Raw genomic sequence first — 24,500 nt, forward strand, 5'->3', positions numbered from 1 at the left:
ATTACGAAACACATAATTGTGGTTTACCATTTATTTACATGTTCAGTCCCGCATCAAACCTGATGCACCTCTAAATCTTTCCGCCGAAAGCGAAGTCGCCAGTACAACACCATGCCAGAGACATTCAGAATGCCGGCGTCACACTTCGCATGGCTCGGGATCGGGTTCACTTTTCGAGCCTCTAATTCAATCGGTTGCGCCAGCTTTCATTTTATTCAAAGAAAGCGATAGAGCGCACTTCAATACTCTCGCGCGGTTTCGCGTCAGAGAAACTTGAATCCCGAAATGCCGTATGGGGACAGCGCCAGGTCGTGCTTTCATCAGAATCATAGAATTTGAAGAACAGCACATCGTCTTTGTTCATATCGGAGAAATACCACCAGCGATGCTGCGGATCATACCGAAAAATAGTGGCGGCTATCATCTGATCCTCACCTTCGACCGGAGCAGTAAGCGCATCACCTTCGGGAAATTCGTCGACGACAAACAAGGTATTGTACGCTTCGTTACCCTCTGGTGCAGACCGACCATCGCATACAGCCAGGGGAACATCCTGTGGTCCCGGTGAAAAGGTCCGCCAAAAACTCGTGGCGATGAAGCGCTTAAAACCCGGCCCGTCCGGAAAATGCTCCTTATAGGTCGCTTCAGCGACCTTTTGAGCCGTCAGGCGGTTGAAATCGATATGCGCTTCGCCCGCAGGCGGCTGCACACCGCCACTATGCTGATAATTCTCCGACTTCTCCTGAATATGATCGGAAAGGTCGAGCGACGTTCGAATCATCCACCCGCGCGCCACGGCCTTATCCGCGCCCGTCAGGCGGCAGATCGCCTGTTCGGTTTCCCGCTCGTAAACCCGCGTCACTTCTTCCTTGTCATGGAAATCCGCAATTTTGGTGGGTGACTTGGCCAGCATGAAGCCGTGCTTATCCAATTCAAAATGGTCGCGGATCGGCATGCCGTCACGAATGGACATTTCATAATCCGCATATTCGCCGGTGTTCATTTCTTCACCCTGCGAGACATAGCGGCGCGTCACGAAATCTCCGGGCGCCAGATAGCGGATCATCGTCTGCGTGGTGCGTGCCGTATCTTCAATATCACTGTGCGTCTGTGTGGCCATCTCTATACTCTCCCTAGGTCTTCGGTTTATCCGAGTTTTTCGTCGCTTAATTTCACTCAGTTCCGTAATTTATGCAAGTGCATAAAAATCAGGAGTAACGATATGGCCCGCAACAGTCGGCAAAAACTGCTCGAAGCAGCAGAAAATCTCCTGATCGATCGCGGGGTCAATTCCCTGACCGTGCGCCGGATCGGAGAGCGGGCAGAGCTCAATGCTGCGCTGATCACCTATCATTTTGGCGGCATCGCGGAATTGCTGCGCGAATTGTCCGAACTGAACACCGCGCCCATGCGCCACGCCTGGGCAAAACTGGCCGAGCCGCTCCCTGGAGATGATCGCGATTTAGAGATATTGCTTCGTCGCTGGCTGGACCCGCTGACCTATCCAGCGGCCTTCACCCAGGATGGCCTGGCGCTCAGTGTTATCGACGAAATAGCGTCACACGGCGCGCAAGAAATCCGGCAGGAGCTGAATGATGAAATGCGTTCAGTGGCGCAGCGCGTTGCGGCTGCGGCCGCGCCGCTGCTCCCGAAATTGGAGACACGCGAGCTTATGCTGCGGCTTCGCTTTATCGCCGGCGCCGCCCTTGGCCCGCCGCCGCGGGAGCGGGCCAGTATGAATATGTTATCGACCGCATCGGAAAAGCCGGTCGACGCGCTGACCCGTTTCGCGATGGCGGCCCTGACCGGCTGATCACTGCCTGCTGAACGGGAAACGCGCGACAGCTATCGCGCGATCGGGCAGATGCTTATTCTTCACCCATCCGAAGTGCGGCGATAAAAGCTTCCTGCGGAATGGACACATTGCCATATTCACGCATCCGCTTCTTACCTTCCTTCTGCTTCTCAAGCAGTTTCTTCTTCCGGCTGATGTCGCCGCCATAACATTTGGCGGTAACATCCTTGCGCATGGCACTGATGGTTTCGCGGGCGATAACCTTGGCACCAATGGCCGCCTGAATCGGAATCTTGAACATGTGGCGGGGGATGAGATCTTTTAAACGCTCAACCAATGCCCGTCCGCGCGGGTCCGCCTGGCTGCGATGCACGATCATGCTCAGAGCATCGACCGGTTCATTGTTCACCAGAATATTCATCTTCACCAGATCGCCTTCACGCAGGCCGATCTGTTCATAATCGAAACTGGCATAACCGCGCGAAATGCTCTTCAGGCGGTCATAAAAGTCGAACACCACTTCGTTGAGCGGCAATTCGTAGACGATTTGCGCCCGGCCACCGACATAGGTGAGGTCGTGTTGAATTCCGCGCCGGTCCTGACACAGTTTCAGAATGCTGCCGAGATGTTCATCGGGCGTGTAGATCGTGGCCTTGATCCAGGGTTCTTCCATATGGTCGATCTTTGCCGGATCGGGCATATCTGCCGGATTGTGCAGCTCGACGATACTGCCATCGGTCATCGACAGACGATACACCACAGATGGCGCGGTGGTGATCAGATCAAGGTCATATTCCCGGCTCAGTCGCTCCTGAATAATCTCAAGATGCAGCAGCCCGAGGAAACCGCAGCGGAAGCCAAAGCCCAATGCGGCGGAATTCTCCATTTCGAACGTGAAGCTCGCATCATTCAGTCGCAGCTTGCCGATGCTTTCGCGCAATTTCTCAAAATCCGCGGCATCGACCGGAAACAGGCCGCAGAACACGACCGATTGCACTTCCTTATAGCCGGGCAGCGCCTGATCCGCCCCGCCCTTCACCGTGGTAATCGTATCGCCAACCTTGGCTTGTTCGACTTCCTTGATCTGCGCAGTGATAAATCCGATCTCGCCCGGGCCGAGTTCGGCCAATTGCTCGATCTTTGGGCGCATACAACCGACACGGTCGACCAAATGCTGCGTATCGCCCTGCATGAATTTAATCTGCAGGCCCTTCTTCAGCACGCCTTCCATCACGCGCACGAGAATAACGACGCCCAGATAGGGGTCGTACCAGCTATCAACCAGCATGGCTTTCAGCGGCTTGTCCCGCTCACCGACGGGCGGCGGAATGCGTTTGACCAGCGCTTCGAGCACATCTTCGATGCCGATACCGGATTTGGCTGAAGTCAGCACCGCCTCGGATGCATCAAGGCCGATCACGTCCTCGATTTCAGTCCGCACCTTCTCGGCATCGGCGGCGGGCAGATCGATCTTGTTGATGACCGGCACAATTTCGTGATCATGCTCGATCGACTGATAAACATTCGCCAGCGTCTGCGCTTCCACACCCTGCGCCGCATCAACCACCAGCAAAGCCCCCTCGCAGGCGGCCAGGCTTCGTGACACCTCATAGGCGAAATCGACATGACCGGGCGTGTCCATCAGATTCAGCTGATAGGTCAGACCATCCTGCGCGGTGTAATCCAGACGCACCGTCTGCGCCTTGATCGTGATGCCGCGTTCACGCTCGATATCCATATTATCGAGCACCTGCTCCTTGAGCTCACGCTCTGTCAGGCCGCCAGTCACCTGAATCAGGCGATCTGCTAGCGTGCTCTTACCGTGATCGATATGGGCAATAATGGAGAAATTACGAATGAGAGAAAGGTCGGTCATCCGCCGCCTTTAGCCCGCCTTCTGCCGCCTGTCAGCAGACAGTTGCACCGACACCGCATTTGCATGCTCAGCAGCGTCTTTTCTGCCGCCTGCACTGCCACGCACAAGGCGTCGTTCGGGATCAGATTCCAGCGGCGGATCAAATTCCACACCCATCCGGTCCTGTTCACACCAGCGCGCGGTTGCCCCCATTTTGTGGCCATCGGGCAAGGTTATGCTGAACTTCGTGTCTTGCGGAACGTTCCACAAGCCTTCCACCAGTGCTCCGGTGCGTGACAGATTGCGGATCGTCCCATCATAATGGTGGCCGGCATGTGTCAGCGCGACCTGGCGCGTTACCACGTGCCGGTTTGACCGCTCTTCGCGTTGCCCGTGCGCCTTGGCACGCAGCCCCTGACGCAGCCTTTCGGTGGCTTTGTCCCGATTGAGCGGCCGGTCATACACATACCCCTGAACATGGCTGCAGCCGTGAAGCCTCACAAGATCCAGCTCCTCGAGTGTCTCAACACCTTCGGCCGTCGTCTCCATCCCCATCGCCTGTGCGAGGCTGGTGATGGAGGCAATGATCGCGCCATTGCGGCTCTCAGCCTGCGTCGCGCCGCGTACAAAGCTGCGATCAATCTTGATCTTGTCAAATGGTGCGCGTCGCAAATAACCGAGTGACGAATACCCCGTGCCAAAATCATCCAGCGCCAATCGCACGCCGATACGCTTCAAGGATGCGAACATCGCATCTGTCTTATTATCACCGTTGAGAAATACACTTTCAGTGATTTCGAGTTCGAGACGCGAGGGATCGATTCCCGCCTGCGCCACGGCATTTGTTACAAGTGTCGGCAGCTGAGCATTGGCAAATTGAACCGGCGACAGATTTACCGCGACTCTTACGCTGCTGGGCCAACTGGCCAGATCATGGCAGGCGGTGCGCATGGCCCATTCGCCCAATCGCTCGATCAGCCCGAAATCCTCCGCAATCTGCACGAAACGGCGCGGCGCGATCCAGCCCTTTTCAGGATGATTCCAGCGCATCAAGGCTTCGAAGCCGGTTATCTGTTCCGTCGCGGTGGCAATAACCGGCTGATAATACAGTTCCAGCTCACCATGGGTAATGGCTCTGCGAAGGTCTCTTTCCAGACCAAGCCGTTCCTCAGCCTCCTGATGCAATTCCGGAGCATAGAAACGGTGGCAGCCGCGCCCGGCATCTTTCGCCGCATATAGGGCGAGGTCGGCATTGCGGATCAGCGCTTTGCTGGTCACGCCATCGTCAGGCGCAATGGCAATACCGATGGACACGCCGACGGTGGCGATCTGATCTTCCAGCCGATAGGGGCTCGAAACACTGTCAATGATGGTGTCAGCCAGCTTTCTCACATATTTGCGGCCTGGCTCTCCTGCCAGAATAACCTGAAATTCGTCGCCGCCGATACGGCCCACGCGGCCAATATCCTTCACCGCAAGCTCCAGCCGAGACGCCACCTGTTTCAGCAAAGCATCGCCTGCAGGATGCCCAAGCGTGTCATTCACTTCCTTGAACTTGTCGAGATCGACCAACATGATCACGCAGCGCCGGTCTTTGTCCTCCGGGGCGCTCAGGATTGTTTCGAGCGTCTGCGACATCTGGAAACGATTGGCGAGCCCCGTCAATGAATCAAAATGGGCAAGACGCGAGGTCCATAATTCGTTGCGCTTGCGCTCCGTCAGATCGTTGCCGATCCCACGAAAGCCAGAAAAACTGCCCGCGGCATCGTAGAGCGGGCGGCCGCTGACAGCCCACCAAATCCCCTCACCAACAGCAGAGCGCATGGGCAAATCGCGAAAAGGCGAATGCGCCTTCAAATGAAACGCCAGAATATCAAGACTTTGCGCAGCACTCTTATCAGACGAAAACAGATCCTGTATATTGTTTCCGAGCAGATCTTTCTGCCGAAAGCCCAGTGTGGCCGCGACCGGTTCAGAGAGATAGCGCAGCGTACCCGATGCATCTGTTTCCCAAAACCAGCCTTGTCCGGTCTGTTCGTAGTCCCTCAGAATGGACGCTGCACGCAGCTTCCCATCGTCAATCTGCTGCGATCCAAGAGCAGCCGGCGGCAACAGCTGCTTGTGGGAAACACCTCTGGCACCAAGGAAAATCGCTATACCGCCCAGCGTCAGCCACAACGCCCCCAAAGCTGAACCAGCCGCTATCACCAGCGGGAGCCAAAGGGTAACCTGCGCGACAATCGCGGCCACACCCTGACGGCGAAACAGGTACAATGAAGGGATCGCAAGGCTTGCCGTAAAGACGATGCCCGCTGACATGGGAATCGACCCTCTGTTGACCCATAGAGCCGCGCCGGATCCGAACAGCAGAAACGGCAGCATAAACAAGGCCCAAGCCAGGACTTCGTGCTTCAAAACGGAATGGTTGATGAGCCGCGGCAGAAGTGCGGCAATCGCCGCTGCCAGCAGCAGCTGAGTTACAACGAATTCCGGAACGCCGACAAAAAACGAGCCCACAGCATATGACAACATCATGCAAAAGCTAAGCTGAGGCACGTGGTCTGCCGGCATGCTGGCAGCCTTATCATCGGGCGAAAAGAGAATCGGCAATTTCATAGGATGTTTGCCATCGGCTTTGTGCCTGAAAAATTGGTTAATTGTCGTGAAACATTGGCAGGTGAATGTGTTCGGCTTAGACTTATAAATATCACATGAGAGGACGAAAATGCGGCATTTGGCGATTATCGGTTCCGGGCCTGCCGGCTATTACTCTGCCGAAGCGGCGCAAAAAGCCTTTGGCGACGATGTACGGGTCGATATTTTTGACCGATTGCCAGTGCCCTTTGGCCTGATACGCAGCGGTGTGGCGCCTGATCACCAATCGATCAAAGGTGTCGCCCGGCGTTATGAGAAAACGGCGCTGACCGACAATGTGCGCTTCGTCGGCAATGTTTCCATTGGCGAGGATGTGACAATTGCCGAGCTGCACGACCTCTATGATGCCGTGATCCTGGCGACAGGGGCACCGCAGGACCGCACGCTTGATCTGCCCGGACAGGATCTGGGCAATGTATTTGGCAGTGCCGCCTTTGTCGGTTGGTATAACGGGCATCCGCAATTCACCGATCTCGACCCCGATCTGTCTGGAGAGACCGCCGTCATCATCGGGATGGGCAATGTCGCGCTCGATATTGCCCGCATTCTGTCCAAGACCGATGAAGAATTTGCCGGCAGCGACATCACCGCCAACGCATTGGAGCAGCTCAACAGGTCCAATATAAAACGGATCATCTTTCTTGGGCGGCGCGGCCCCCATGACATTCGGATGACGCCGAAGGAACTTGCCGAACTCGGCAAACTGCAGCGCGCGGCCCCCTGTCTCGACCCTGACGATTTTCCGCCAGTAGACAGCGATCAGGATCTCGATCCCGGCTTGCGGAAATCAGTGACTCTGCTGCGTGAATTTGCCCAAGAAAACGCGCCGGACAAGCCATTGAAAGTCGAATTCATGTTCTGGGTCCGACCTCAGGAAATCAAAGGCGCGCAAGCGACTGAAACCATGCTTGTCGAACGGACCCGTCTTGAGGGTGATAAGCTGACAGGAACGGGCGAGACAGTCAGCATACCGGCATCGCTCGTAGTGAGCGCTATCGGCTATCGCACAAGCATGCTTCCCGGCGTCCCCTATGATGACCGCGGAGGACGCTTTGCCAATGACGACGGGCTTATATCACCGGGGCTCTATTGCGTCGGCTGGGCGCGGCGCGGCCCCACGGGCACAATCGGCACCAACCGCCCAGACGGTTATGCCGTGATCGACAGAATCGCCGCTGAGCTGCCAGAGACAGGTTCCGGCAAAGAAGGCCGTGCTGGCTTCGACCGGCTCGCACAGAAAAAGGACCTCGAAATCGTGACCTTCCAGAATTGGAAGAAAATCGAAGAGGCCGAGGAGACCGCCGCACGCGACGGATCTCCTCGAGAAAAATTCACGGATATTGCTGAAATGATCAGGGCCGCAAATGCGCCCCATTAATGTAGCAAATCGATGCGGGCGTCAGACCCGCATCGGCATCAGGACATAGAGCGCGGGGCTCTTGTCATTTTTGCGGATCAATGTCGGCGCCCCCGCATCGGCCAGATGCAATTCGACAGAATCTCCATCAATCTGGCCCAATATATCCTTGAGATAATTGGCGTTAAATCCAATCTCAAAGCCATCGGAGGAATAGGATGCCGGGACTTCTTCGGCCGCCGCGCCATTGTCAGGCGATGTCACCGAAAGCGTAACCTTGTCGGTATCGAGCCCCATTTTAACAGCGCGGGTCTTCTCAGTGGCGATGGTCGCCACGCGGTCCACACCTTCATAGAAGCTGCGCGGATCGATTTTGAGAAGCTTGTCATTGCCGGTCGGAATAACCCGCGAATAATCGGGGAATGTCCCGTCGATCAATTTGCTGGTCAGCGTCACGCCGCCTTCACCACCCATGGAGAAGCGGATCTTGCTCGCCGAAAGATCGACCTGCACATTTCCATCCAGCGCTTCTTCAAGCAGCTTGCGCAATTCGCCAATGGCTTTGCGCGGAACGATGACGTCGGGCATGCCCTCGGCCCCTTCCGGGCGCGGCACGGTGAACCGGGCCAGACGATGGCCGTCGGTCGCCGCCGCTTTCAACACCGGTTCGTCATCTTCTGCGACATGCAGGAAAATGCCGTTGAGGTAATAGCGTGTTTCCTCGGTAGAAATCGCAAAACGGGTCCGGTCGATCATTTCCGCCAGCAATTTCGCAGGAATAGCGAAGCTGGTCGGCAAATCGCCTTCCACGATTACCGGGAAATCATCCCGCGGCAGTGTAGGCAGGGAGAAGCGGCTACGCCCCGCCTTTACGGTCATGCGGTTATCGGCTGCTTCCAGACTGACCTGGCTGCCATCGGGCAGTTTGCGGGCAATGTCGAACAGCAGATGCGCGGAAACCGTGATTGCGCCGGATGTTTCCACCGCAACCGCAGAGAGGCTTTCCACCACCTGAAGATCGAGATCCGTCGCCATGATCTTCAGCGTGCCTGAGGCATCCGCTTCGATCAGGACATTGGACAAGATAGGAATCGTGTTGCGCCGTTCCACCACGGACTGGACATGGGACAGACAGCGAAGCAGCGTCGCGCGTTCGATCGTGGCCTTCATGGTTCCTTTCGATCCCCTTCTGCGCCGGCGACGGAATCGCCTGTTGCGCGTATTGCATGGCCTGCAATCCTTAGCGCTGATGCGCCATGTCACAAGCGCCAATCCCCGGCAAAGTAGATTGCTTGGGGATAAATCTAAGGAAAACCGGCCCTTTTTTTACTATTCAGGGCCGATTTCCCCATTCCAACTTATGAGAACATTGCCATTCCGCCATTCACATGCAGCGTCTGACCGGTAATATAACCAGCCTCTTTCGACGCCAGATAGGCAACAGCGGCGCCAATCTCATCGCCCTCACCCATGCGGCCCATCGGAATCCGGGCATTGAGCGCGTCTTTCTGAGCGTCGGGCAAAACCTCGGTCATGGCTGTACGGATGAACCCAGGGGCCACGCAATTCACGGTAATGCCCCGCGCGGCCAGTTCCTGCGCCATGCTCTTCGACATGCCGACCAGCCCGGCCTTCGCCGCAGCGTAATTGGCCTGCCCCGGATTGCCGGTCGCGCCCACCACACTGGTGATGTTGATCATCCGGCCAAAACGCGCCTTCATCATCGGGCGGGTTGCCCCGCGCATCAGGCGAAAAGCCGCCTCGAGATTGATTTTCAGAACCTGTTCGAATTCCTCATCCTTCATCCGCATAGACAAATTGTCCCGCGTGATGCCGGCATTGTTTACCAGAATATCGAGCTTGCCGAGCGTATCCACGGCAGCCGGGACCAGCTCTTCAACCTGCGTGGTGTCGGACAAATTGCAGGTCACCTCCACATGATCATGCGGAAATTCGTCATTGAGCTCGGCGCGAAATGCACGCAACTTGTCACTATTCGAACCAGAAAGCGCGATCCGCGCGCCCTGTTTCGCAAGCGAACGCGCGATAGAGGAGCCGATCCCCCCGGAGGCGCCGGTTACCAGCGCCGTCATGCCTGTCAGATCGAACACCCTCAAATCTCCTTTATCAAATTTTCGATGTCTTCCATCGTGATGACACTTTGCACGCTGACGTCTTTCACCGTGCGGCCGATCATCGGTCCGACAACCTTACCGCCAACTTCAACGAATTGGGTGATTTCAGCCTCAGCCATCGCGATCACGCTTTCGCGCCAGCGAACCCGGCCGCAAATTTGCTGAACCAGCAATTCGCGTTCCTGCGCCGCATCGCTGGTCAGTGCAGCCGTCACATTGGAATAGACCGGCAAATGCATCGCCTGCGGCGGGGTCTTTTCGAGTGCTTCAGCCATCGCATCGGCGGCGGGTTGCATCAGCGAGCAATGAAAAGGGGCCGAAACCGGCAGCAAGACACCGCGCTTGATGCCATGATCCTTGACCATGGCCACCGCGCGTTCGATTGCTTCACGATGGCCGGAAAGCACGACCTGCCCCGGGTCATTATCATTGGCGACTTCGCAGACCTGACCTTCGGCCGCCGCTTCGGCGAGCGCCGTAGCCTTGGCTATGTCAGCGCCCAGCAAAGCGCACATCGCGCCTTCGCCAACAGGCACTGCAGCCTGCATCGCCTGCCCGCGCAGCTTCAGCAGCCGCGCCGTATCGCCCAGTGAAAACGCACCAACCGCGCACAAAGCGGTATATTCGCCCAGCGAATGGCCTGCGACACATTCCCCCTTGTCGGCGATCGAAATACCAGCTTCTTTTTCCAGCACGCGCAAAGTGGCGATGGCATTCGCCATGATTGCCGGCTGTGCATTTTCGGTCAGAGTGAGGTCACTCTCCGGCCCTTCACGCATCAGGCGCGAGAGGTTCTGCGACAGAGCCTCATCCACTTCTTCAAACACTTCGCGCGCAGCGGGACTGGCCGCAGCCAGATCAGCACCCATGCCAACTTTCTGGCTACCCTGCCCCGGGAATACAAATGCTCGCATCAAATCCTCCTAGAATGCCGCGCCCGTTATGGGCGGCTGGCCCCTTGCGCAAGGCCAAAGGGCACGATTTTATTGTCAGCATCATGGCCAATATCGGCCCTGCCAAGATAGGGAAGGTCATTTCGCTCGCACCAATATTGCGCGATTTCCTCAGCTGTCTGGCCAAAATCGCGATCATTTTCCGGGACCGCGCTAATCCTGCCCAGACGAATTCCCGCACAATCACGCAAATTCTGAGTGACGTGGAAAAACAGGCGGTCAACGGCATAAAGATGCTCTGATACTTCCTCCAGCATGACCACATGACCTGCCAGATCCGGCATGAGATCCGTGCCCGAAAGCATAGCAAGCGTGATCAGGTTGAAGGCGGCTGCAGGCTGACCATCCAATGAAGGCTCCAGACCCGACATATCGCCCGACAGAAAAGCCAGTGCACGGCGAATGGCACCCTCGCCCCGCTCACGGCTGCCATCCACCACCATCGGCCCATGCACCGGTCGTCCGACCCCTGCACGATAAAGCGCCGCCAACAGATAACCGCTGTCGGAATAGCCCAGAAAAACCTTCTTTTTCGCTGCATCACCAAGCCGGGAAATCGCCTGCTCAGCAATTCGATTGCCGCCATATCCGCCGCGCGCGAACCATAGGGCATCCATAGCCGGATCATTCGCGCATTCGACAAAGGCTTCCAGACGGGCGGAATCCGAGCCGGCAAAATGACCATCGCTCAAAAAACACTGCTCGTGGAAATGCAGCGTAACATCCGGAAATTCGGCAGCCGCCAGCGCAGCGGTCTCTCGCGCTCTTTCACGGGTCAGAGATGTCGCCGGGGCGCAAATCGCGATGCTTGTCATCCACCCTGCCTAGCTTGCTCTGCCGGCCCCGTCACCCGTTTGACACCGGTTATCCAGCAAATGCAGCGACACCCAATTGATCGCGTGGCAGCTTGCCTCTAATCAAATCCATATGACAGACGTTCTTCCGACCGATTTGACGGCGCACCCATGGTTCTTTTGCGGCATTGGGGGGTCGGGCATGCTTCCGCTCGCCACCATTTTACGCGCAAAAGGCGCGCAGGTGGCGGGGTCTGACCGCAGTTTCGATCAGGGTAGATCTCCGGAAAAGTTTGCCTCGCTTGAGAAGCGAGGTTTCACGCTGTTCCCACAGGATGGCAGTGGCATAACAAGCGGTGACCAGACATTGGTGGCATCCGCCGCTGTCGAAGACACGGTGCCCGAAGTGGTCCGTGCGCAAGAGCTTGGATGCGCGCGCCTGACCCGGGCAGAACTGCTGTCACGCCTGTTCAACTCCGCGCCGATATCGATCGGGATAGCGGGCACTTCCGGCAAGAGTACCGTCACCGGAATGCTGGGCTGGATTCTGGATCGCACCGGCAATGACCCCACGATCATGAACGGCGCGGTGATGAAGAACTACGTTTCTGACGCCGCTCCCTTCGCCAGTGCGCGGGTTGGATCGGGTGATGTATTTGTCAGCGAAGTCGATGAAAGCGATGGGTCTATTGCACTCTATCGCCCGACTGTTTCCGTGTTGCTCAATGTCAGCCTCGATCACAAAAGTATCGAGCAATTGCGCGTGCTGTTTCGCAATTTCCTTCAGGCAGGCCAGTTTGCCGCCGTTAATCTGGATAATGATGAAAGCCAATGGTTGGCGGAGGGACGCCCCGATGCCATCACTTTTGCCATTGATGACCCCTCCGCACGAATCGGGGTTGAGCCGGGCTCCATTTCCCAGACACCAACCGCCATTGCCGCGCTGATCGTCGATCGTGAGAGTGACACGGGATACGGCCTGCATCTCAACATGCCCGGCCGTCATAACCTCGCCAATGCCCTCGCGGCGATTGCCGGAGCCGTTGCAGCCGGTGTCAGTGTGGAAGACGCAATTGATGCGCTCGGCTCTTTTACGGGCCTTGCGCGCAGATTCGATATTGTCGGCACGTCGCCGTCGGGAATTACGGTGATCGACGACTTTGGTCACAATCCTGAGAAGTGCGCCGCGACTTTACGAACCTTGAAACAGCATGATGGGCGCATTCTGGCGTTTTTCCAGCCCCACGGATATGGACCGCTGCGCCAGATGGGCAATGAACTGGCCGAGACGTTTGCCAAATTGCTCGGTCCGGATGACCGGACGATCCTATGCGATCCGGTATATTTTGGTGGTACGGTTGATCGCAGCGAAGGGAGCGAGCGTATTGTCCAGCGTATTCGCGATAGTGGCGGTACGGCGGATTATATTGCCTCCCGGAAAGAATGCGGTGAAAGGTTGGCCGAAATGGCCCTCCCCGGTGACCGGATCGTCATAATGGGTGCGCGCGACGATACTTTGTCGCATTTCGCCGCCGATCTTCTGCAGAAAATTAGCTAAGCTGATTCTATAACCGCTCGCGGTGATTCAGACATGGATTGGAGACGGAAGACAGGCCGATGCTGGTTTGCGATACGCCGTGTCCGCTGCGATTTCCTCTGCATGCATTCGCAGTTATGGAACCCCAACCACAACGGTTCGCACAACAAAAATGTAACTGGAAACAGAAATGACCCTTTCCGCCCGCTATCTCGCCGCCGCCGCCGCGCCGCTTTGCGTATTTCTCAGCGCAACCCCTGCCCTGGCGCAGGTTTCCGTGGATGCCAATGTGGCCAAGGAAGACGGTGATTGGGGCGGTGAATTCGGCGCCAATTATGCGATCTATCAGTCGGGTGGGTTTTCACTCACCCCCGGCGCCGGCCTGTTCGTGCATGACGATGATGATCCGCGCTATTTCGAAGACAATGATGGCGGCAGCAGCGGTTGCCGCGATGGTCGGACGGGCAATTTCGTTGATGATGACAATTGCGACAGCACGTCGGTCAGCGCCTTTGGCCGGGTCGAGGCCAGCTATTCCATTCCGATGTCACTCACTCTCGGCCTCGGCGCCCGGATCGACGATGATGTGCGCCCTTACGCAACCGTGTCCTATCCCCTTCTGCCCGTGATGAATCTGAAGGGGAATATCGGTGACGGCTATATTGCTGCCGGTTTACAGGCAAAATTCTGAAACCGGAGATGCTGAAAGACAGTCGGCGCTTGCATTTACCCGGCAGGGGTTTATGAGCGCCGCTTTCCAGCCTGCAGGATTTGTAAACGAATCCGGCTGGAATTTTGAAGAAAGCCGGAGGGGCCTCTCGCGATCCGCGCGAAGGTCAGCGATCGGTAGATAGTGAAAGGACATGGAGCATGGCTCTTTATGAGCATGTTTTCCTGGCGCGCCAAGATCTGAGCCAAAGTCAGGTCGACGCCCTTGCGGCAGCCGCTACGGAAATCGTCGAAAAGAACGACGGTAAAGTTACCAAGACCGAAACCTGGGGCCTCAAGAACCTCGCCTACAAGATTGACCGCAATCGCAAGGCGCATTTCGTGATGCTCAACATCGAAGGCCCCGGTTCGCTGGTTGCCGAGCTCGAGCGTCAGAACCGTCTCAATGAAGACGTGATCCGCTGGCTCACCATCGCCGTTGAAGAACAAGAAAGCGGCCCCTCGGTCATGATGCGCAAAAACGATCGTGATCGTAAGCGCCGTGGAGGAGACAGCTAATGGCACGTCCGTTTTTCCGTCGTCGCAAGACCTGCCCGTTCTCTGCAAAGAACGCACCGGTCATTGATTACAAAGACGTTCGCCTGCTGCAGGGCTTCATGTCCGAACGCGGCAAGATCGTCCCGAGCCGTATCACGGCCGTTTCAGCCAAGAAGCAGCGTGAGCTCTCCAAGGCCATCAAGCGCGCACGTCACCTGGGCCTTCTGCCCTATGTCGTGAAGTAAGGAGAAGACACATGAATATCATTCTCCTCGAACGTATCGAAAAGCTCGGCTCGATCGGTGATGTTGTCACCGTGCGTGACGGCTACGCCCGCAATTTCCTTCTTCCCAACAAGAAGGCCCTGCGCGCGAACGAAAACAACAAGAAGGTTTTCGAAGCCAATCGCGAACGCCTGGAACAGGAAAATGCCGAGAAGCGCACCGCTGCTGAAGAGCAGGGCAAGAGCATCGAAGGCGCAGAAATCATCCTGATCCGTGCATCGTCCAATGCCGGCCAGCTTTATGGTTCTGTCAGTGTCCGCGACATCGCCGACAAGCTGGTTGAACAGGGCCATGACGTGAACAAGTCGCAGATCGTGCTCGAACGCCCGATCAAGACCATCGGCATGACCGATGTTCGCGTTGCTCTTCACCCTGAAGTTCACGTGACGGTAAAAGCCAATGTCGCGCGTTCGGACGACGAAGCAGAGCTTCAGAGCCAGGGCGTCGACGTGATGCAACAGATGTTCGAAGACGATCAGGCACAGATCGAAGGCTTCACCGAAGAAAAAGACCCCAATGCAGAACCCGGCGAACTGCCCGAGGAAATGCTTGAGGAAAGCGCTGAAGAAGAAAACGCCGAAGGCTGATCTTTTCCAGTTTCTTTTGAAAAAGCGCGGATGGCGAGAGCTATCCGCGCTTTTTTCATATGGGCGGCCTGCATGATGCCTTTGAAATGCAAGAATTTTGGCGCTACTTATCGGCATGACCGAAACAAGCCAAAATGTGATTGCCCGGATTCGCGCGATCTATGACACTGCCGTGGACCAATTGCGCGGCGATATTCTCGACTATGTGAACAATGGCACCATCCCGCCCGCAGAGCGGCGCAATGATGGCAGCTATTGCTATCCCGAACTGGTGCTGCAGCACCGCTCCACCGGGCCAGTATCCACTCGCTCCCGCGCCTATGGCCGGTTGAATATTGACGGGTCGTATTCCACCACCGTCACGCGTCCGGAATTGTTCAGTGATTATCTGAGCGAACAGCTCGATTTGCTGCAGGAAGATTACACCGTCGAGATTGACGTGCGCCCGTCGCGTCAGGAGATCCCGTTTCCTTATGTGCTGGACGGGGCGCATGGCGCCTCCATGAATACGGTGCGCCCGCAGGAACTGGCCCGATACTTCCCCACAACTGACCTTGCTTTGATCGGTGACAGCATCGCCGATGGGATCGATCTGGAAGACCCCGCAAATATGGGGCAAGGTCCAATGCCGCTATCCTTGTTCGATGGATTGCGCACCGATTTCTCGCTCGCACGGCTGGCGCATTATACCGGCACCAGACCCGAAGACTTTCAGCGCTATGTCCTGTTCACCAATTACCACCGTTATGTGGACGAATTTGTCGACTGGGCAGCGGAACAGCTCGGCTCCGATGGTTATACCGCGCTGGCGGGTGCAGGCGGCCTCAATATTACCAGCGCCACGAAAAATGCCCGGTCACAATTGTCCGACACGGCATGGCGGCGGCACCAGATGCCAGCCTATCATCTGATTGGCGAAAATCGCTCCGGCATAACGTTGGTCAATATCGGTGTCGGCCCCAGCAACGCAAAAACCATCACCGATCACCTCGCCGTTTTGCGGCCGGAGGCCTGGTTGATGATCGGCCATTGCGGAGGATTGCGGCCGAGCCAACGGATCGGCGACTTCGTGCTGGCCCATGCATATCTGCGTGATGACCACATATTGGATGATGTGCTGCCGCCTGAAATCCCCCTGCCCGCCATTGCCGAAGTACAGCGCGCACTGGCGCTGGCGGCAGAGCAGGTCAGCGGCACCCATGGACCAGATCTCAAACAGCGCATGCGGACCGGCACCGTGGTGACGACCGATGACCGGAATTGGGAATTGCGCTATTCGCAAACCGCGCAGCGCCTGTCCCAAAGCCGTGCCGTGGGAATCGAAATGGAAAGCGCAACGATCGCGGCGCAGGGATATCGCTTCCGCGTGCCCTATGGCACGCTGCTGTGCGTTTCGGACAAGCCGCTGCATGGTGAAATCAAGCTGCCCGGCCAGGCCAACCGTTTTTATGAAGAAGCGATTGCGGCCCATCTCCAGATCGGAATACGCAGCTGTGAATTGCTTCGCGCAGAAGGCCCGAGCCTTCACAGCCGCAAATTGCGCGCCTTTAACGAACCGCCGTTCAGATAAGTATCAGCCCTTGCCCTTGGTGGCCGTTTTACCGGGCTGATAACTCGCCTCGATAAATTCGATAATGCGGCCGGCAATATCCTTGCCGGTCGCTTTTTCGATGCCTTCCAGCCCGGGGGAGCTGTTCACTTCCATGATCACCGGTCCGTGATTGCTGCGGAGCATGTCCACGCCGCAAACATTCAGGCCCATCCGCTTGGCAGCGCGCACTGCGGTTGAGCGCTCCTCAGGCGTAATCTTGACCAGTTCCGCACTGCCGCCGCGGTGCAGATTGCTGCGAAAATCGCCCGCAGCCCCCGTCCGCTTCATGGCCGCGACAACCTTACCGCCGACCACAAGAGCGCGAATGTCACTGCCACCGGCTTCCTTGATGAATTCCTGCACGAGAATATTCACATTGGCACCGCGAAACGCCTCGATCACCGACTTCGCCGATTTCTCGGTTTCGCCCAGCACCACGCCAATACCCTGCGTCCCCTCCAGCAGCTTGATCACAACCGGTGCGCCGCCGACCATGCGGATGACTTCCGCTGCCTGCTTGGGGTCATGCGCGAAAGCGGTGACGGGCAGGCCCAGACCGGCCTTGGCCAGCAATTGCATGCTGCGCAATTTGTCCCGGCTTCGGCCAATGGCCACACTTTCATTAAGCGGCCAGACGCTCATCATTTCGAATTGCCGCAAAACAGCGAGACCATAAAAGGTGATCGAGGCGCCAATACGCGGGATCACCGCATCATAAGGGCCCAGCTTCTCACCATTGTAATAGGCTTCAGGCCGGTGGGAGGTGATATTGAGATTGACCCTGAGCGTATTGAGGATGTCGATCTCGTGCCCCCTCTGCTCCGCTGCCTCCACCAGGCGCCGGTGGGAATAGAGATTGGGGTTACGCGCCAGCATGGCGATTTTCATGTAAAGAGACCTTTCATCCGTCCGGTCTCGGGTGAATCCGACACAAGATAGGATCGTCCTGAATCTACCAGGAACCTGTGACGCAAAGATGTCCGCCCGATCAGCAGCGGAAATGTCATATCGCTGCGATCGGCCAGGCTGAATTCGGCCCGGAACTGTTCATTTCCAAGCCGCAAAACCGTTTTGATTATCAGCCGCCGCTGGGTCTGACCGTTCGAACTGGTGATGGAACGGCGGGCAACCTTCGGGGCTTCGCAAAGCAGTGTCCGGCCATCGAACTCGAGCTCGAAGCGCACCCAGCTTTCCTCATCACGATCAAATAGTTCTATATTCGCAGCGTGCAGCGAACTGGTGCGCGCTCCGGTATCTATTTTTGCAGGCAGGCGCTGCACGCCCAATTCTGGCAGTGCCGCATATTCGCGCCAGCCGACCAAATGCATGCCTGAAACTGGCTCGATTTTCATGCCCTCAATTTACCCCATGACGGGATTTGCGGGAAGCGAATAAAACGCGGAGGCAGCGATATAATTGCAGGGCCATCGTCACATCGGCGCAATCTGGCCGGAAAAGCACTTTCGGCCCTACTCGCAACACGGCCTGTCTATTAGACAGCTTTACGCTGGCCCCGACCTCGATCATCTGCGTTCTTCCCGCAAAGGAGAGAATTTTTATGAACAAGACAACTGGCTTTTTCGCTGCACTGGCACTCACGCTTCCCGCTTCGGCTTTCGCGCAAGAAGCCGCCGCGGATACCGCAAATCCTGCGACTGAAAGTGCCGAACAAGGTGTTAGCGACGCCGAAGTGGCGCAATTCGCTGGCGCCTATGTCAAGATCATGGGCATTCAGTCCGACGATAGCATTACGGCTGAAGCAAAGCAGACGGCAATGGTTGCCGCGGTAGAAGGGTCTGGCCTGGCACCAGCCCGATTTAACGCCATTGCGCAGCAGTCGCGCAGCGACCCTGCATTGCAGGAACGGATTTCCGCGCAAGTTGCCGCGCAGACCCCCGCCGCCGCACCGGCTGATTCCGCAGCCCCGGCTGACTAAAACCTCCAGCTTACTTTATCGAAGGGGCCGGTCCGCAAGGGCTGGCCCCTTTACTATGTCTGACGCGCAAAATTACACTTGATGATCAGTGACCTGACTGTAGCTTAACGCTTACGGAGGGTGCTTATTTCATCACACACTGCCCCAAGCCCGGTTGACGGCGATACCCAAAAAAGCGCCAGTGCCCTGCCCGCACGGCTGGACCGTCTTCCATGGAGCCGGTTTCACTGGCTGGTAGTGATTGCATTGGGCATCACTTGGATTCTCGACGGGCTTGAAGTAACGATCGCCGGATCTGTGGCGGGTGCCCTGCGCGAGAGCCCCGTCCTGCAATTCAGCGCCTCGGATGTCGGGTTGGCCAATTCAGCCTATCTGGTTGGTGCAGTTGCAGGGGCGCTGTTTTTCGGTTGGCTGACCGACCGATGGGGCCGAAAAAAGCTCTTTTCGATCACTCTTGGCCTTTATCTGATTGCGACCGCTGGCACCGCTTTTACATGGGATTTGCCGAGCTTTGCGGTGATGCGGTTCCTTACGGGGGCAGGTATTGGCGGCGAGTATTCGGCCATCAATTCCGCGATACAGGAACTGATTCCAGCGCGCCGCCGCGGTTGGACCGATCTGGTCATCAATGGCAGTTTCTGGGTCGGGGCGGCGCTGGCCAGCGGCGCTTCCATACTGCTACTAGACCCACGCTTCATCGATCCCGAAATTGGCTGGCGGCTGGCATTTTTTGGCGGCGCAGCGATCGGTCTGGTCATTCTCGTTCTGCGGCGGTTCTTACCGGAAAGCCCGCGCTGGCTGGCCAATCACGGACGAGCGCAAGAGGCCGAACACATCATCACCGCAATCGAGAAGCGTATCCAGGCCGAAGGGCATCGGCTGCCTCCCGTTGCGGCCTCTGCCCAGCGTAGCACTCCCCGCCAGTCGACCAGCATGGGGGACGTGTTCAGAACCCTGTTCCACACCTATCCCAAGCGCACGTTTTACTGCCTGATATTGATGGCTGCACAGGCATTCTTCTACAATGCGATCTTCTTCACCTATGCGATGATGCTGACCGATTTCTACAGCGTGCCGAGCGCCCATGTAGGGTATTATATTCTGCCTTTTGCTGCCGGTAATGCCTTGGGGCCGCTGCTGCTGGGGCATTTTTTCGATAGCTGGGGTCGCCGCCCCATGATTATTCTGACTTACGGGCTCTCCGGTTTGTTGCTGGCGGCTACCGGTTTTGCCTTTGCCGCCGGCTGGCTCACCGCCACCACGCAAACGCTGTGTTGGAGCATGACCTTCTTTTTCGCCTCGGCCGCAGCATCGGCGGCCTATCTGACAGCGGCAGAGAGTTTTCCGCTGGAGATACGCGCCTTGGCGATTGCTGTCTTCTATGCGCTCGGGACGCTTTTAGGCGCCGCCGCTCCATGGGTGTTCGGCATGTTGATAGAAAGCGGATCCCGCTCACAGGTTCTGCTCGGCTATCTTTTCGGGGCCGCGCTGATGATTTTGGCGAGTATCGTGACCGTATTTTACGGAATAGCAGCCGAGCGAAAACCGCTGGAAGACGTAGCCAAGCCGCTCAGTTGGCACTGAGCGGCCTGGAATTACGCTGTTTCCTGCGCCTTTTTCTGGTCAGTAATCCGGATCACCTGCCAGGATATGATCACCGCGAAACCGATCATCACAGCGCCAATATACCAGGGCGAATCATGCGAAATCGCTTCGTAGATCAGGCCGAAAATCGGCGGCGCCATGATCCGGCCAAGCGCATTGGTCGCCATCAACAGCCCCATTGTGCCGCCCTGCCTGTCCGGGGGGGTGTTGCGTGAAATCAAGGCACCCGAAATCGGGAAAGCCAAACTGTGGCCTGCCATCAGCATCCCCATCAGCACCACACCGGAAACGGGCAAGCGGATAACAGGCTGCAGCACCATGGACAGGGCCAGAAGGAAAAGCCCACCCATGATGACGCGCGCCTCGCCAAAGCGGCTTACCAACGGGCCGATGAGGACAACTTGCGCCAGAAAGCCACCGGCACCGATCGCCAGGAAGGCAAAGCCCAGATCATGCGCCCCCCAGCCAAAATTCTCCTCGCTCCACAGGCCATAGATCGCTTCCATCGAAGCGAAGGCCGCTATGCCGAGGAACCCGATCATGAACAGGCGCAGGAGCAAAGGCTGTGAGCCAACAAAGGCGAAAGCTTCGCTATATTTGGGCAGCGGAGCGCCTTTCCCCTTTGGCGCCACGACGTTTCGCAGGACCAGCAGGCACCATAGGGACGCCAAAACCGAAAAACCGCCAGCAATGAAGATCGGCAATCGGAAACTGGCCGCAGTGGCCCCATCCCCTGCGAGCAAGCCGCCAATTACCGGGCCGAAGGCGAAGCCAAGACTGAAGGATGCACCAAAGAAACCCATGGTCTTCGCACGTTTCTCTGGGGTTGAGACGTCGGCGATAAAGCCCTGCGCGACGCTCATCGTGCCGGAGAAGAAGCCACTGACAATCCGGATGGCGATCGCCCAGTAAAGATCGGGCGCGAAGGCGAAGGCAAAATAGCTAAGCCCGGCACAAAAGGTCGTGACGAACAGAACCTTCCGCCGGCCCCATATATCCGACTGGCGGCCCCAATGGATCTCGCCAAAGATATTGCCGAAGGAATAGGCCGCAAAAAGCAGTGAAATGCCAAACGGTCCGGCATCGAATATCTGCCCGAAAAAGGGCAGCAATGGCAGAATCAGGCTGAAACCGGCAATATTAATAAAGACCGCGACCAGCAGCGGCGGAAGACGCTTATCCATCAAACGCCGTCCTGACATTGAACGAAATCCGGAAGTCGCAGGATGCGCCTGCACACGAAATAGACCGGCTGGGACGCCGGCTGCTTGATATGGTCATTCACCCTCTCCTCAGAGATGACCATAACAGTTGTTATAATGGTGGAAAACCCGCTTCCTGTTCAGAAGCGGGCATTTTCCCCAAGCTCATCATCAATCGGCAGCGCCGTGACAATGTTTGTATTTATTCCCTGAACCGCAGGGACACGGCGCATTCCGGCTGACCCGCTGATCGGCATAAGGATTTTCTCTGTTGGTTCCGCCGGAGCCGAATGAAGCGCGCGGACTGCCGGCCAGCGACCCAAGAATTGCCTCTGCACCGGTGGGGCGCGACGAACTATCGGCATTATCGGTCCCAAACATCGGGTCGATATGACCGGTCAGGAAATCCGGCAGTTCCGGCAGATCAACCGGCGGTGGCGGTGCGCTCATGCGCAACTGGCTGGTGAGCAGAATACGCGTGACGTCTTCCCGGATTTTCTCCAGCATGTTTTCAAACAGGCCGAAGGCTTCCTGCTTATATTCATTGATCGGCGTCTTTTGCGCATAGGCCCGTAGCGATACCACCTGACGCAGCGAATCCAGCGTCGCCAGATGCTCTTTCCAGTGATGATCAAGCTGCCCCAGAAGCACGCTCTTTTCGACCTGACGCCAGATCGAATCTTCGGCTTCAGCCATTTTGGCCTGCATCACGTCGTCAGCCTGCTGCTGCAGCCGCTCCTCGATCAGTTCCGGCTCGACAGCCTCTTCTTCCAGCCAGTCATCAATTGGCGGAGTTAGCCCCAGAACATCTTCCACCTTTTCCTTCAGCACGGCCACATTCCATTGTTCAGGATAGGAACCGGGCGGGCAGGATTCGGCCACGATCGCGTTGATGGCGTCCTGACGCATTTCCAGAACAACATCATCGACACGCTCGCTATCCATGATTTCCGCGCGCTGCTCGTAAATGACCTTTCGCTGATCATTCATCACATTGTCGTATTCAACGACCTGCTTACGCATGTCGTAATTGCGTGCTTCGACCTTCTTCTGGGCGGTTTCGATCGCCTTGGAGAGCCACTTTGACCCAATCGCCTCACCATCGGCGAGGTTGGAGTTCATCATCTTTGAAAAGAGCGTATCCGGCCCGAAAATGCGCAGAAGATCATCTTCAAGACAGAGATAGAAACGCGACAGCCCCGGGTCACCCTGACGGCCCGATCGGCCACGCAGCTGATTATCGATCCGCCGGCTTTCATGCCGCTCTGTGCCGAGTACGAACAGGCCACCAGCTTCCAGAACCTTCTCGCGTTCTGCGGCCACTTCTTCCTTGATGCGGGCGATGGCGGCATCCCGTTCCGGACCATCCTCCATCTGTCCGCACTGATCTTCGATCAGAAAATCGACATTACCGCCCAGCTGAATGTCGGTGCCGCGGCCGGCCATATTGGTGGCAATGGTCACTGCACCCAATCGGCCCGCCTGCGCCACGATATGCGCTTCCATCTCGTGGAAGCGGGCATTGAGCACATTGTGCTTCACGCCTTCCTGAGTGAGGAATTCGGACAAAAGCTCCGACTTTTCGATCGACACAGTACCGACCAGAACGGGCTGGCCGATCTCATATTTGTCCCGAATACCCTTGGCGATGGCGCGGAACTTGTCGTTGGTATTCTTGTAGAATTCGTCTTCCTCATCAATTCGCGCAATCGGCAGATTGGTGGGGATGGTCACGACATTCATCTTGTAAATGTCCCAGAACTCGGCCGCTTCGGTGGCCGCCGTACCGGTCATGCCGGCGAGCTTGGGATACATGCGGAAGAAATTCTGGAAAGTAATCGATGCAAGCGTTTGATTTTCCGGCTCGATCTTCACGCCTTCCTTGGCCTCGACCGCCTGATGCAAGCCATTGGACCAGCGGCGACCATCCATCATGCGGCCGGTAAATTCGTCGATGATGACGACCTTGCTGTCCTTCACGATATAATCGGTATCGCGCTTGAACATGATGTTGGCTTTGAGAGCCTGGTCCATGTGGTGGACCACCTGCGTATTCTCGACATCATAGAGATTGTCGGTTTCCAGCAGGCCTTCCGACGTGAACAGTTTCTCAATTTCCTCCACCCCATCTTCGGTCAGGGTGATGTTCTTGGTCTTTTCGTCCGCCTCATACCATTCAGGGTCGATGCTCTTCACCACCTTGTCGATCGAGATATAGAGATCGGACTTGTCCTCGGTCGGACCGGAAATGATCAGCGGCGTCCGTGCCTCGTCGATCAGGATCGAATCGACCTCATCGATCAAGGCGTAGTTGAAGGGGCGCTGCACCATCTGGGCGCGCTCATGCTTCATATTATCACGCAGATAATCGAAGCCGAATTCATTATTGGTACCGTAGGTAATATCGGCAGCATAGGCCTCCCGGCGCGCCTGCTCACCCAGATTGGGCACGATAACGCCGACGCTCAGACCAAGGAAATTATAGACGCGCCCCATCGTTTCCGCGTCACGCGCGGCCAGGTAATCGTTGACGGTGACGACATGCGCGCCCTTGCCTTCAATCGCGTTGAGATAGACGGCAAGCGTGGCGACCAGCGTCTTACCTTCACCCGTGCGCATTTCGGCAATTTCACCGCGATGAAGCACGATCCCGCCGACCATCTGCACATCGAAATGCCGCATTCCCAGCACGCGCCGTGATGCCTCACGCACCGTGGCGAAAGCTTCAGGCAGAATAGCGTCGAAGCCGTCCCCATTTTCCAGCTGCGCGCGGAATTTATCCGTCTGCGCCTTCAGCTGTTCATCGGACAAAGCCTCGATTTCAGGCTCAAGATCATTGATCTTTGAAACAACTTTATCGAGCGATTTAACGTAGCGGTCATTGGAAGAACCGAAAATGGTTTTGGCGAGCGCACCGAACATGGCGTTTCCTAATCAGATATAATGGGGGCAATGGCCGCATCGTCATGGCGAAGGCAGCCTGAAAAAATAGATCTAAGGGAATGCAG

At 56.8% G+C, this 24,500-nt stretch carries 21 protein-coding genes; 10 read left to right on the forward strand and 11 right to left on the reverse strand.

Features of this window, described 5'->3' with window-relative positions:
* Positions 1-211: 211 nt before the first annotated feature.
* Positions 212-1,120: a CmcJ/NvfI family oxidoreductase gene (locus GRI91_RS02945; RefSeq protein WP_160735106.1), complete on the reverse strand. Its 909-nt coding sequence runs from the start codon at positions 1,118-1,120 to the stop codon at positions 212-214.
* A gap of 102 nt (positions 1,121-1,222) precedes the next feature.
* On the opposite strand from GRI91_RS02945, the gene GRI91_RS02950 reads away from it, so the two are divergent.
* Positions 1,223-1,813, forward strand: a complete 591-nt coding sequence (locus GRI91_RS02950; protein ID WP_160735107.1) for a TetR/AcrR family transcriptional regulator — start codon at positions 1,223-1,225, stop codon at positions 1,811-1,813.
* A gap of 55 nt (positions 1,814-1,868) precedes the next feature.
* On the opposite strand, the gene lepA is transcribed toward GRI91_RS02950, so the two are convergent.
* Together lepA and GRI91_RS02960 are read right to left on the reverse strand one after the other, a co-directional pair.
* Positions 1,869-3,671 (reverse strand): translation elongation factor 4, encoded by a 1,803-nt coding sequence (gene lepA / locus GRI91_RS02955; protein ID WP_160735108.1) that lies wholly within the window; start codon positions 3,669-3,671, stop codon positions 1,869-1,871.
* Positions 3,672-3,680: 9 nt separating this feature from the next.
* Positions 3,681-6,266 carry an EAL domain-containing protein gene (locus GRI91_RS02960; protein ID WP_160735109.1) on the reverse strand — a complete coding sequence of 862 codons (2,586 nt, stop codon included), beginning with the start codon at positions 6,264-6,266 and terminating at the stop codon, positions 3,681-3,683.
* 109 nt (positions 6,267-6,375) lie between these two features.
* Between GRI91_RS02960 and GRI91_RS02965 the strand changes: the two genes are divergently transcribed.
* Positions 6,376-7,683: an FAD-dependent oxidoreductase gene (locus GRI91_RS02965; protein ID WP_160735110.1), complete on the forward strand. Its 1,308-nt coding sequence runs from the start codon at positions 6,376-6,378 to the stop codon at positions 7,681-7,683.
* Between the two features lie 21 nt (positions 7,684-7,704).
* Here the strand turns inward: GRI91_RS02965 and dnaN are convergent, their stop codons facing one another.
* The 4 genes from dnaN to GRI91_RS02985 all read right to left on the reverse strand — a co-directional run bounded on the left by dnaN (position 7,705) and on the right by GRI91_RS02985 (position 11,565).
* Complete coding sequence (gene dnaN, locus GRI91_RS02970; protein ID WP_160735111.1) at positions 7,705-8,832, reverse strand: DNA polymerase III subunit beta; 1,128 nt, start codon at positions 8,830-8,832, stop codon at positions 7,705-7,707.
* 188 nt (positions 8,833-9,020) lie between these two features.
* Positions 9,021-9,773 (reverse strand): 3-oxoacyl-[acyl-carrier-protein] reductase, encoded by a 753-nt coding sequence (gene fabG, locus GRI91_RS02975; RefSeq protein ID WP_160735112.1) that lies wholly within the window; start codon positions 9,771-9,773, stop codon positions 9,021-9,023.
* 2 nt (positions 9,774-9,775) lie between these two features.
* Positions 9,776-10,711, reverse strand: a complete 936-nt coding sequence (gene fabD / locus GRI91_RS02980) for an ACP S-malonyltransferase (protein WP_160735113.1) — start codon at positions 10,709-10,711, stop codon at positions 9,776-9,778.
* A 26-nt stretch (positions 10,712-10,737) separates the two neighbouring features.
* Positions 10,738-11,565: an LD-carboxypeptidase gene (locus tag GRI91_RS02985; protein ID WP_160735114.1), complete on the reverse strand. Its 828-nt coding sequence runs from the start codon at positions 11,563-11,565 to the stop codon at positions 10,738-10,740.
* 112 nt (positions 11,566-11,677) lie between these two features.
* On the opposite strand from GRI91_RS02985, the gene GRI91_RS02990 reads away from it, so the two are divergent.
* The 6 genes from GRI91_RS02990 (at position 11,678) to GRI91_RS03015 (ending at position 16,728) form a co-directional block, all read left to right on the forward strand.
* Positions 11,678-13,102 carry a glutamate ligase domain-containing protein gene (locus GRI91_RS02990; RefSeq protein ID WP_160735115.1) on the forward strand — a complete coding sequence of 475 codons (1,425 nt, stop codon included), beginning with the start codon at positions 11,678-11,680 and terminating at the stop codon, positions 13,100-13,102.
* A 169-nt stretch (positions 13,103-13,271) separates the two neighbouring features.
* Complete coding sequence (locus tag GRI91_RS02995) at positions 13,272-13,772, forward strand: hypothetical protein (RefSeq protein ID WP_237437604.1); 501 nt, start codon at positions 13,272-13,274, stop codon at positions 13,770-13,772.
* Between the two features lie 179 nt (positions 13,773-13,951).
* The gene (gene rpsF / locus GRI91_RS03000) at positions 13,952-14,308 is read left to right on the forward strand and encodes a 30S ribosomal protein S6 (protein WP_160735116.1); all 357 of its coding nucleotides are present in this window, start codon (positions 13,952-13,954) and stop codon (positions 14,306-14,308) included.
* Complete coding sequence (rpsR, locus tag GRI91_RS03005; RefSeq protein WP_160735117.1) at positions 14,308-14,532, forward strand: 30S ribosomal protein S18; 225 nt, start codon at positions 14,308-14,310, stop codon at positions 14,530-14,532. Before rpsF ends, rpsR begins: the two co-directional genes overlap by 1 nt.
* Positions 14,533-14,543: 11 nt before the next feature.
* Positions 14,544-15,158: a 50S ribosomal protein L9 gene (gene rplI, locus GRI91_RS03010; RefSeq protein WP_160735118.1), complete on the forward strand. Its 615-nt coding sequence runs from the start codon at positions 14,544-14,546 to the stop codon at positions 15,156-15,158.
* A gap of 115 nt (positions 15,159-15,273) precedes the next feature.
* Complete coding sequence (locus GRI91_RS03015; RefSeq protein ID WP_160735119.1) at positions 15,274-16,728, forward strand: AMP nucleosidase; 1,455 nt, start codon at positions 15,274-15,276, stop codon at positions 16,726-16,728.
* A gap of 3 nt (positions 16,729-16,731) precedes the next feature.
* Here the strand turns inward: GRI91_RS03015 and rimK are convergent, their stop codons facing one another.
* Complete coding sequence (gene rimK / locus GRI91_RS03020) at positions 16,732-17,637, reverse strand: 30S ribosomal protein S6--L-glutamate ligase (protein WP_160735120.1); 906 nt, start codon at positions 17,635-17,637, stop codon at positions 16,732-16,734.
* The gene (locus GRI91_RS03025; RefSeq protein WP_237437605.1) at positions 17,634-18,101 is read right to left on the reverse strand and encodes an ATP-dependent zinc protease family protein; all 468 of its coding nucleotides are present in this window, start codon (positions 18,099-18,101) and stop codon (positions 17,634-17,636) included. Before GRI91_RS03025 ends, rimK begins: the two co-directional genes overlap by 4 nt.
* Positions 18,102-18,307: 206 nt before the next feature.
* On the opposite strand from GRI91_RS03025, the gene GRI91_RS03030 reads away from it, so the two are divergent.
* Together GRI91_RS03030 and GRI91_RS03035 are read left to right on the forward strand one after the other, a co-directional pair.
* Complete coding sequence (locus tag GRI91_RS03030; RefSeq protein WP_160735121.1) at positions 18,308-18,685, forward strand: DUF4168 domain-containing protein; 378 nt, start codon at positions 18,308-18,310, stop codon at positions 18,683-18,685.
* 120 nt (positions 18,686-18,805) lie between these two features.
* Positions 18,806-20,269: an MFS transporter gene (locus tag GRI91_RS03035; protein ID WP_337190305.1), complete on the forward strand. Its 1,464-nt coding sequence runs from the start codon at positions 18,806-18,808 to the stop codon at positions 20,267-20,269.
* A gap of 11 nt (positions 20,270-20,280) precedes the next feature.
* Here GRI91_RS03035 and GRI91_RS03040 read toward each other — a convergent pair whose 3' ends face one another.
* Both GRI91_RS03040 and secA read right to left on the reverse strand, forming a co-directional pair.
* Positions 20,281-21,474 (reverse strand): MFS transporter, encoded by a 1,194-nt coding sequence (locus GRI91_RS03040; RefSeq protein ID WP_160735122.1) that lies wholly within the window; start codon positions 21,472-21,474, stop codon positions 20,281-20,283.
* Between the two features lie 189 nt (positions 21,475-21,663).
* Positions 21,664-24,414 (reverse strand): preprotein translocase subunit SecA, encoded by a 2,751-nt coding sequence (gene secA / locus GRI91_RS03045; RefSeq protein ID WP_160735123.1) that lies wholly within the window; start codon positions 24,412-24,414, stop codon positions 21,664-21,666.
* Between the last annotated feature and the right edge of the window lie 86 nt (positions 24,415-24,500).

The sequence above is a fragment of the Altericroceibacterium endophyticum genome (assembly GCF_009827595.1).
Classification (GTDB): domain Bacteria; phylum Pseudomonadota; class Alphaproteobacteria; order Sphingomonadales; family Sphingomonadaceae; genus Altericroceibacterium; species Altericroceibacterium endophyticum.

Coding starts and splice junctions, on each gene's coding strand:
- GRI91_RS02965 (WP_160735110.1), top strand. CDS start 6,376: ATGCGGCATTTGGCGATTATCGGTTCCGGGCCTGCCGGCTATTACTCT.
- fabD (WP_160735113.1), bottom strand. CDS start 10,711: ATGCGAGCATTTGTATTCCCGGGGCAGGGTAGCCAGAAAGTTGGCATG.
- rplI (WP_160735118.1), top strand. CDS start 14,544: ATGAATATCATTCTCCTCGAACGTATCGAAAAGCTCGGCTCGATCGGT.
- lepA (WP_160735108.1), bottom strand. CDS start 3,671: ATGACCGACCTTTCTCTCATTCGTAATTTCTCCATTATTGCCCATATC.
- GRI91_RS03025 (WP_237437605.1), bottom strand. CDS start 18,101: ATGAAAATCGAGCCAGTTTCAGGCATGCATTTGGTCGGCTGGCGCGAA.
- GRI91_RS03040 (WP_160735122.1), bottom strand. CDS start 21,474: ATGGATAAGCGTCTTCCGCCGCTGCTGGTCGCGGTCTTTATTAATATT.
- GRI91_RS02990 (WP_160735115.1), top strand. CDS start 11,678: ATGACAGACGTTCTTCCGACCGATTTGACGGCGCACCCATGGTTCTTT.
- secA (WP_160735123.1), bottom strand. CDS start 24,414: ATGTTCGGTGCGCTCGCCAAAACCATTTTCGGTTCTTCCAATGACCGC.
- rimK (WP_160735120.1), bottom strand. CDS start 17,637: ATGAAAATCGCCATGCTGGCGCGTAACCCCAATCTCTATTCCCACCGG.
- GRI91_RS02985 (WP_160735114.1), bottom strand. CDS start 11,565: ATGACAAGCATCGCGATTTGCGCCCCGGCGACATCTCTGACCCGTGAA.
- dnaN (WP_160735111.1), bottom strand. CDS start 8,832: ATGAAGGCCACGATCGAACGCGCGACGCTGCTTCGCTGTCTGTCCCAT.
- GRI91_RS03030 (WP_160735121.1), top strand. CDS start 18,308: ATGAACAAGACAACTGGCTTTTTCGCTGCACTGGCACTCACGCTTCCC.
- rpsF (WP_160735116.1), top strand. CDS start 13,952: ATGGCTCTTTATGAGCATGTTTTCCTGGCGCGCCAAGATCTGAGCCAA.
- GRI91_RS02995 (WP_237437604.1), top strand. CDS start 13,272: ATGACCCTTTCCGCCCGCTATCTCGCCGCCGCCGCCGCGCCGCTTTGC.
- rpsR (WP_160735117.1), top strand. CDS start 14,308: ATGGCACGTCCGTTTTTCCGTCGTCGCAAGACCTGCCCGTTCTCTGCA.
- GRI91_RS02950 (WP_160735107.1), top strand. CDS start 1,223: ATGGCCCGCAACAGTCGGCAAAAACTGCTCGAAGCAGCAGAAAATCTC.
- GRI91_RS02945 (WP_160735106.1), bottom strand. CDS start 1,120: ATGGCCACACAGACGCACAGTGATATTGAAGATACGGCACGCACCACG.
- GRI91_RS02960 (WP_160735109.1), bottom strand. CDS start 6,266: ATGAAATTGCCGATTCTCTTTTCGCCCGATGATAAGGCTGCCAGCATG.
- GRI91_RS03015 (WP_160735119.1), top strand. CDS start 15,274: ATGACCGAAACAAGCCAAAATGTGATTGCCCGGATTCGCGCGATCTAT.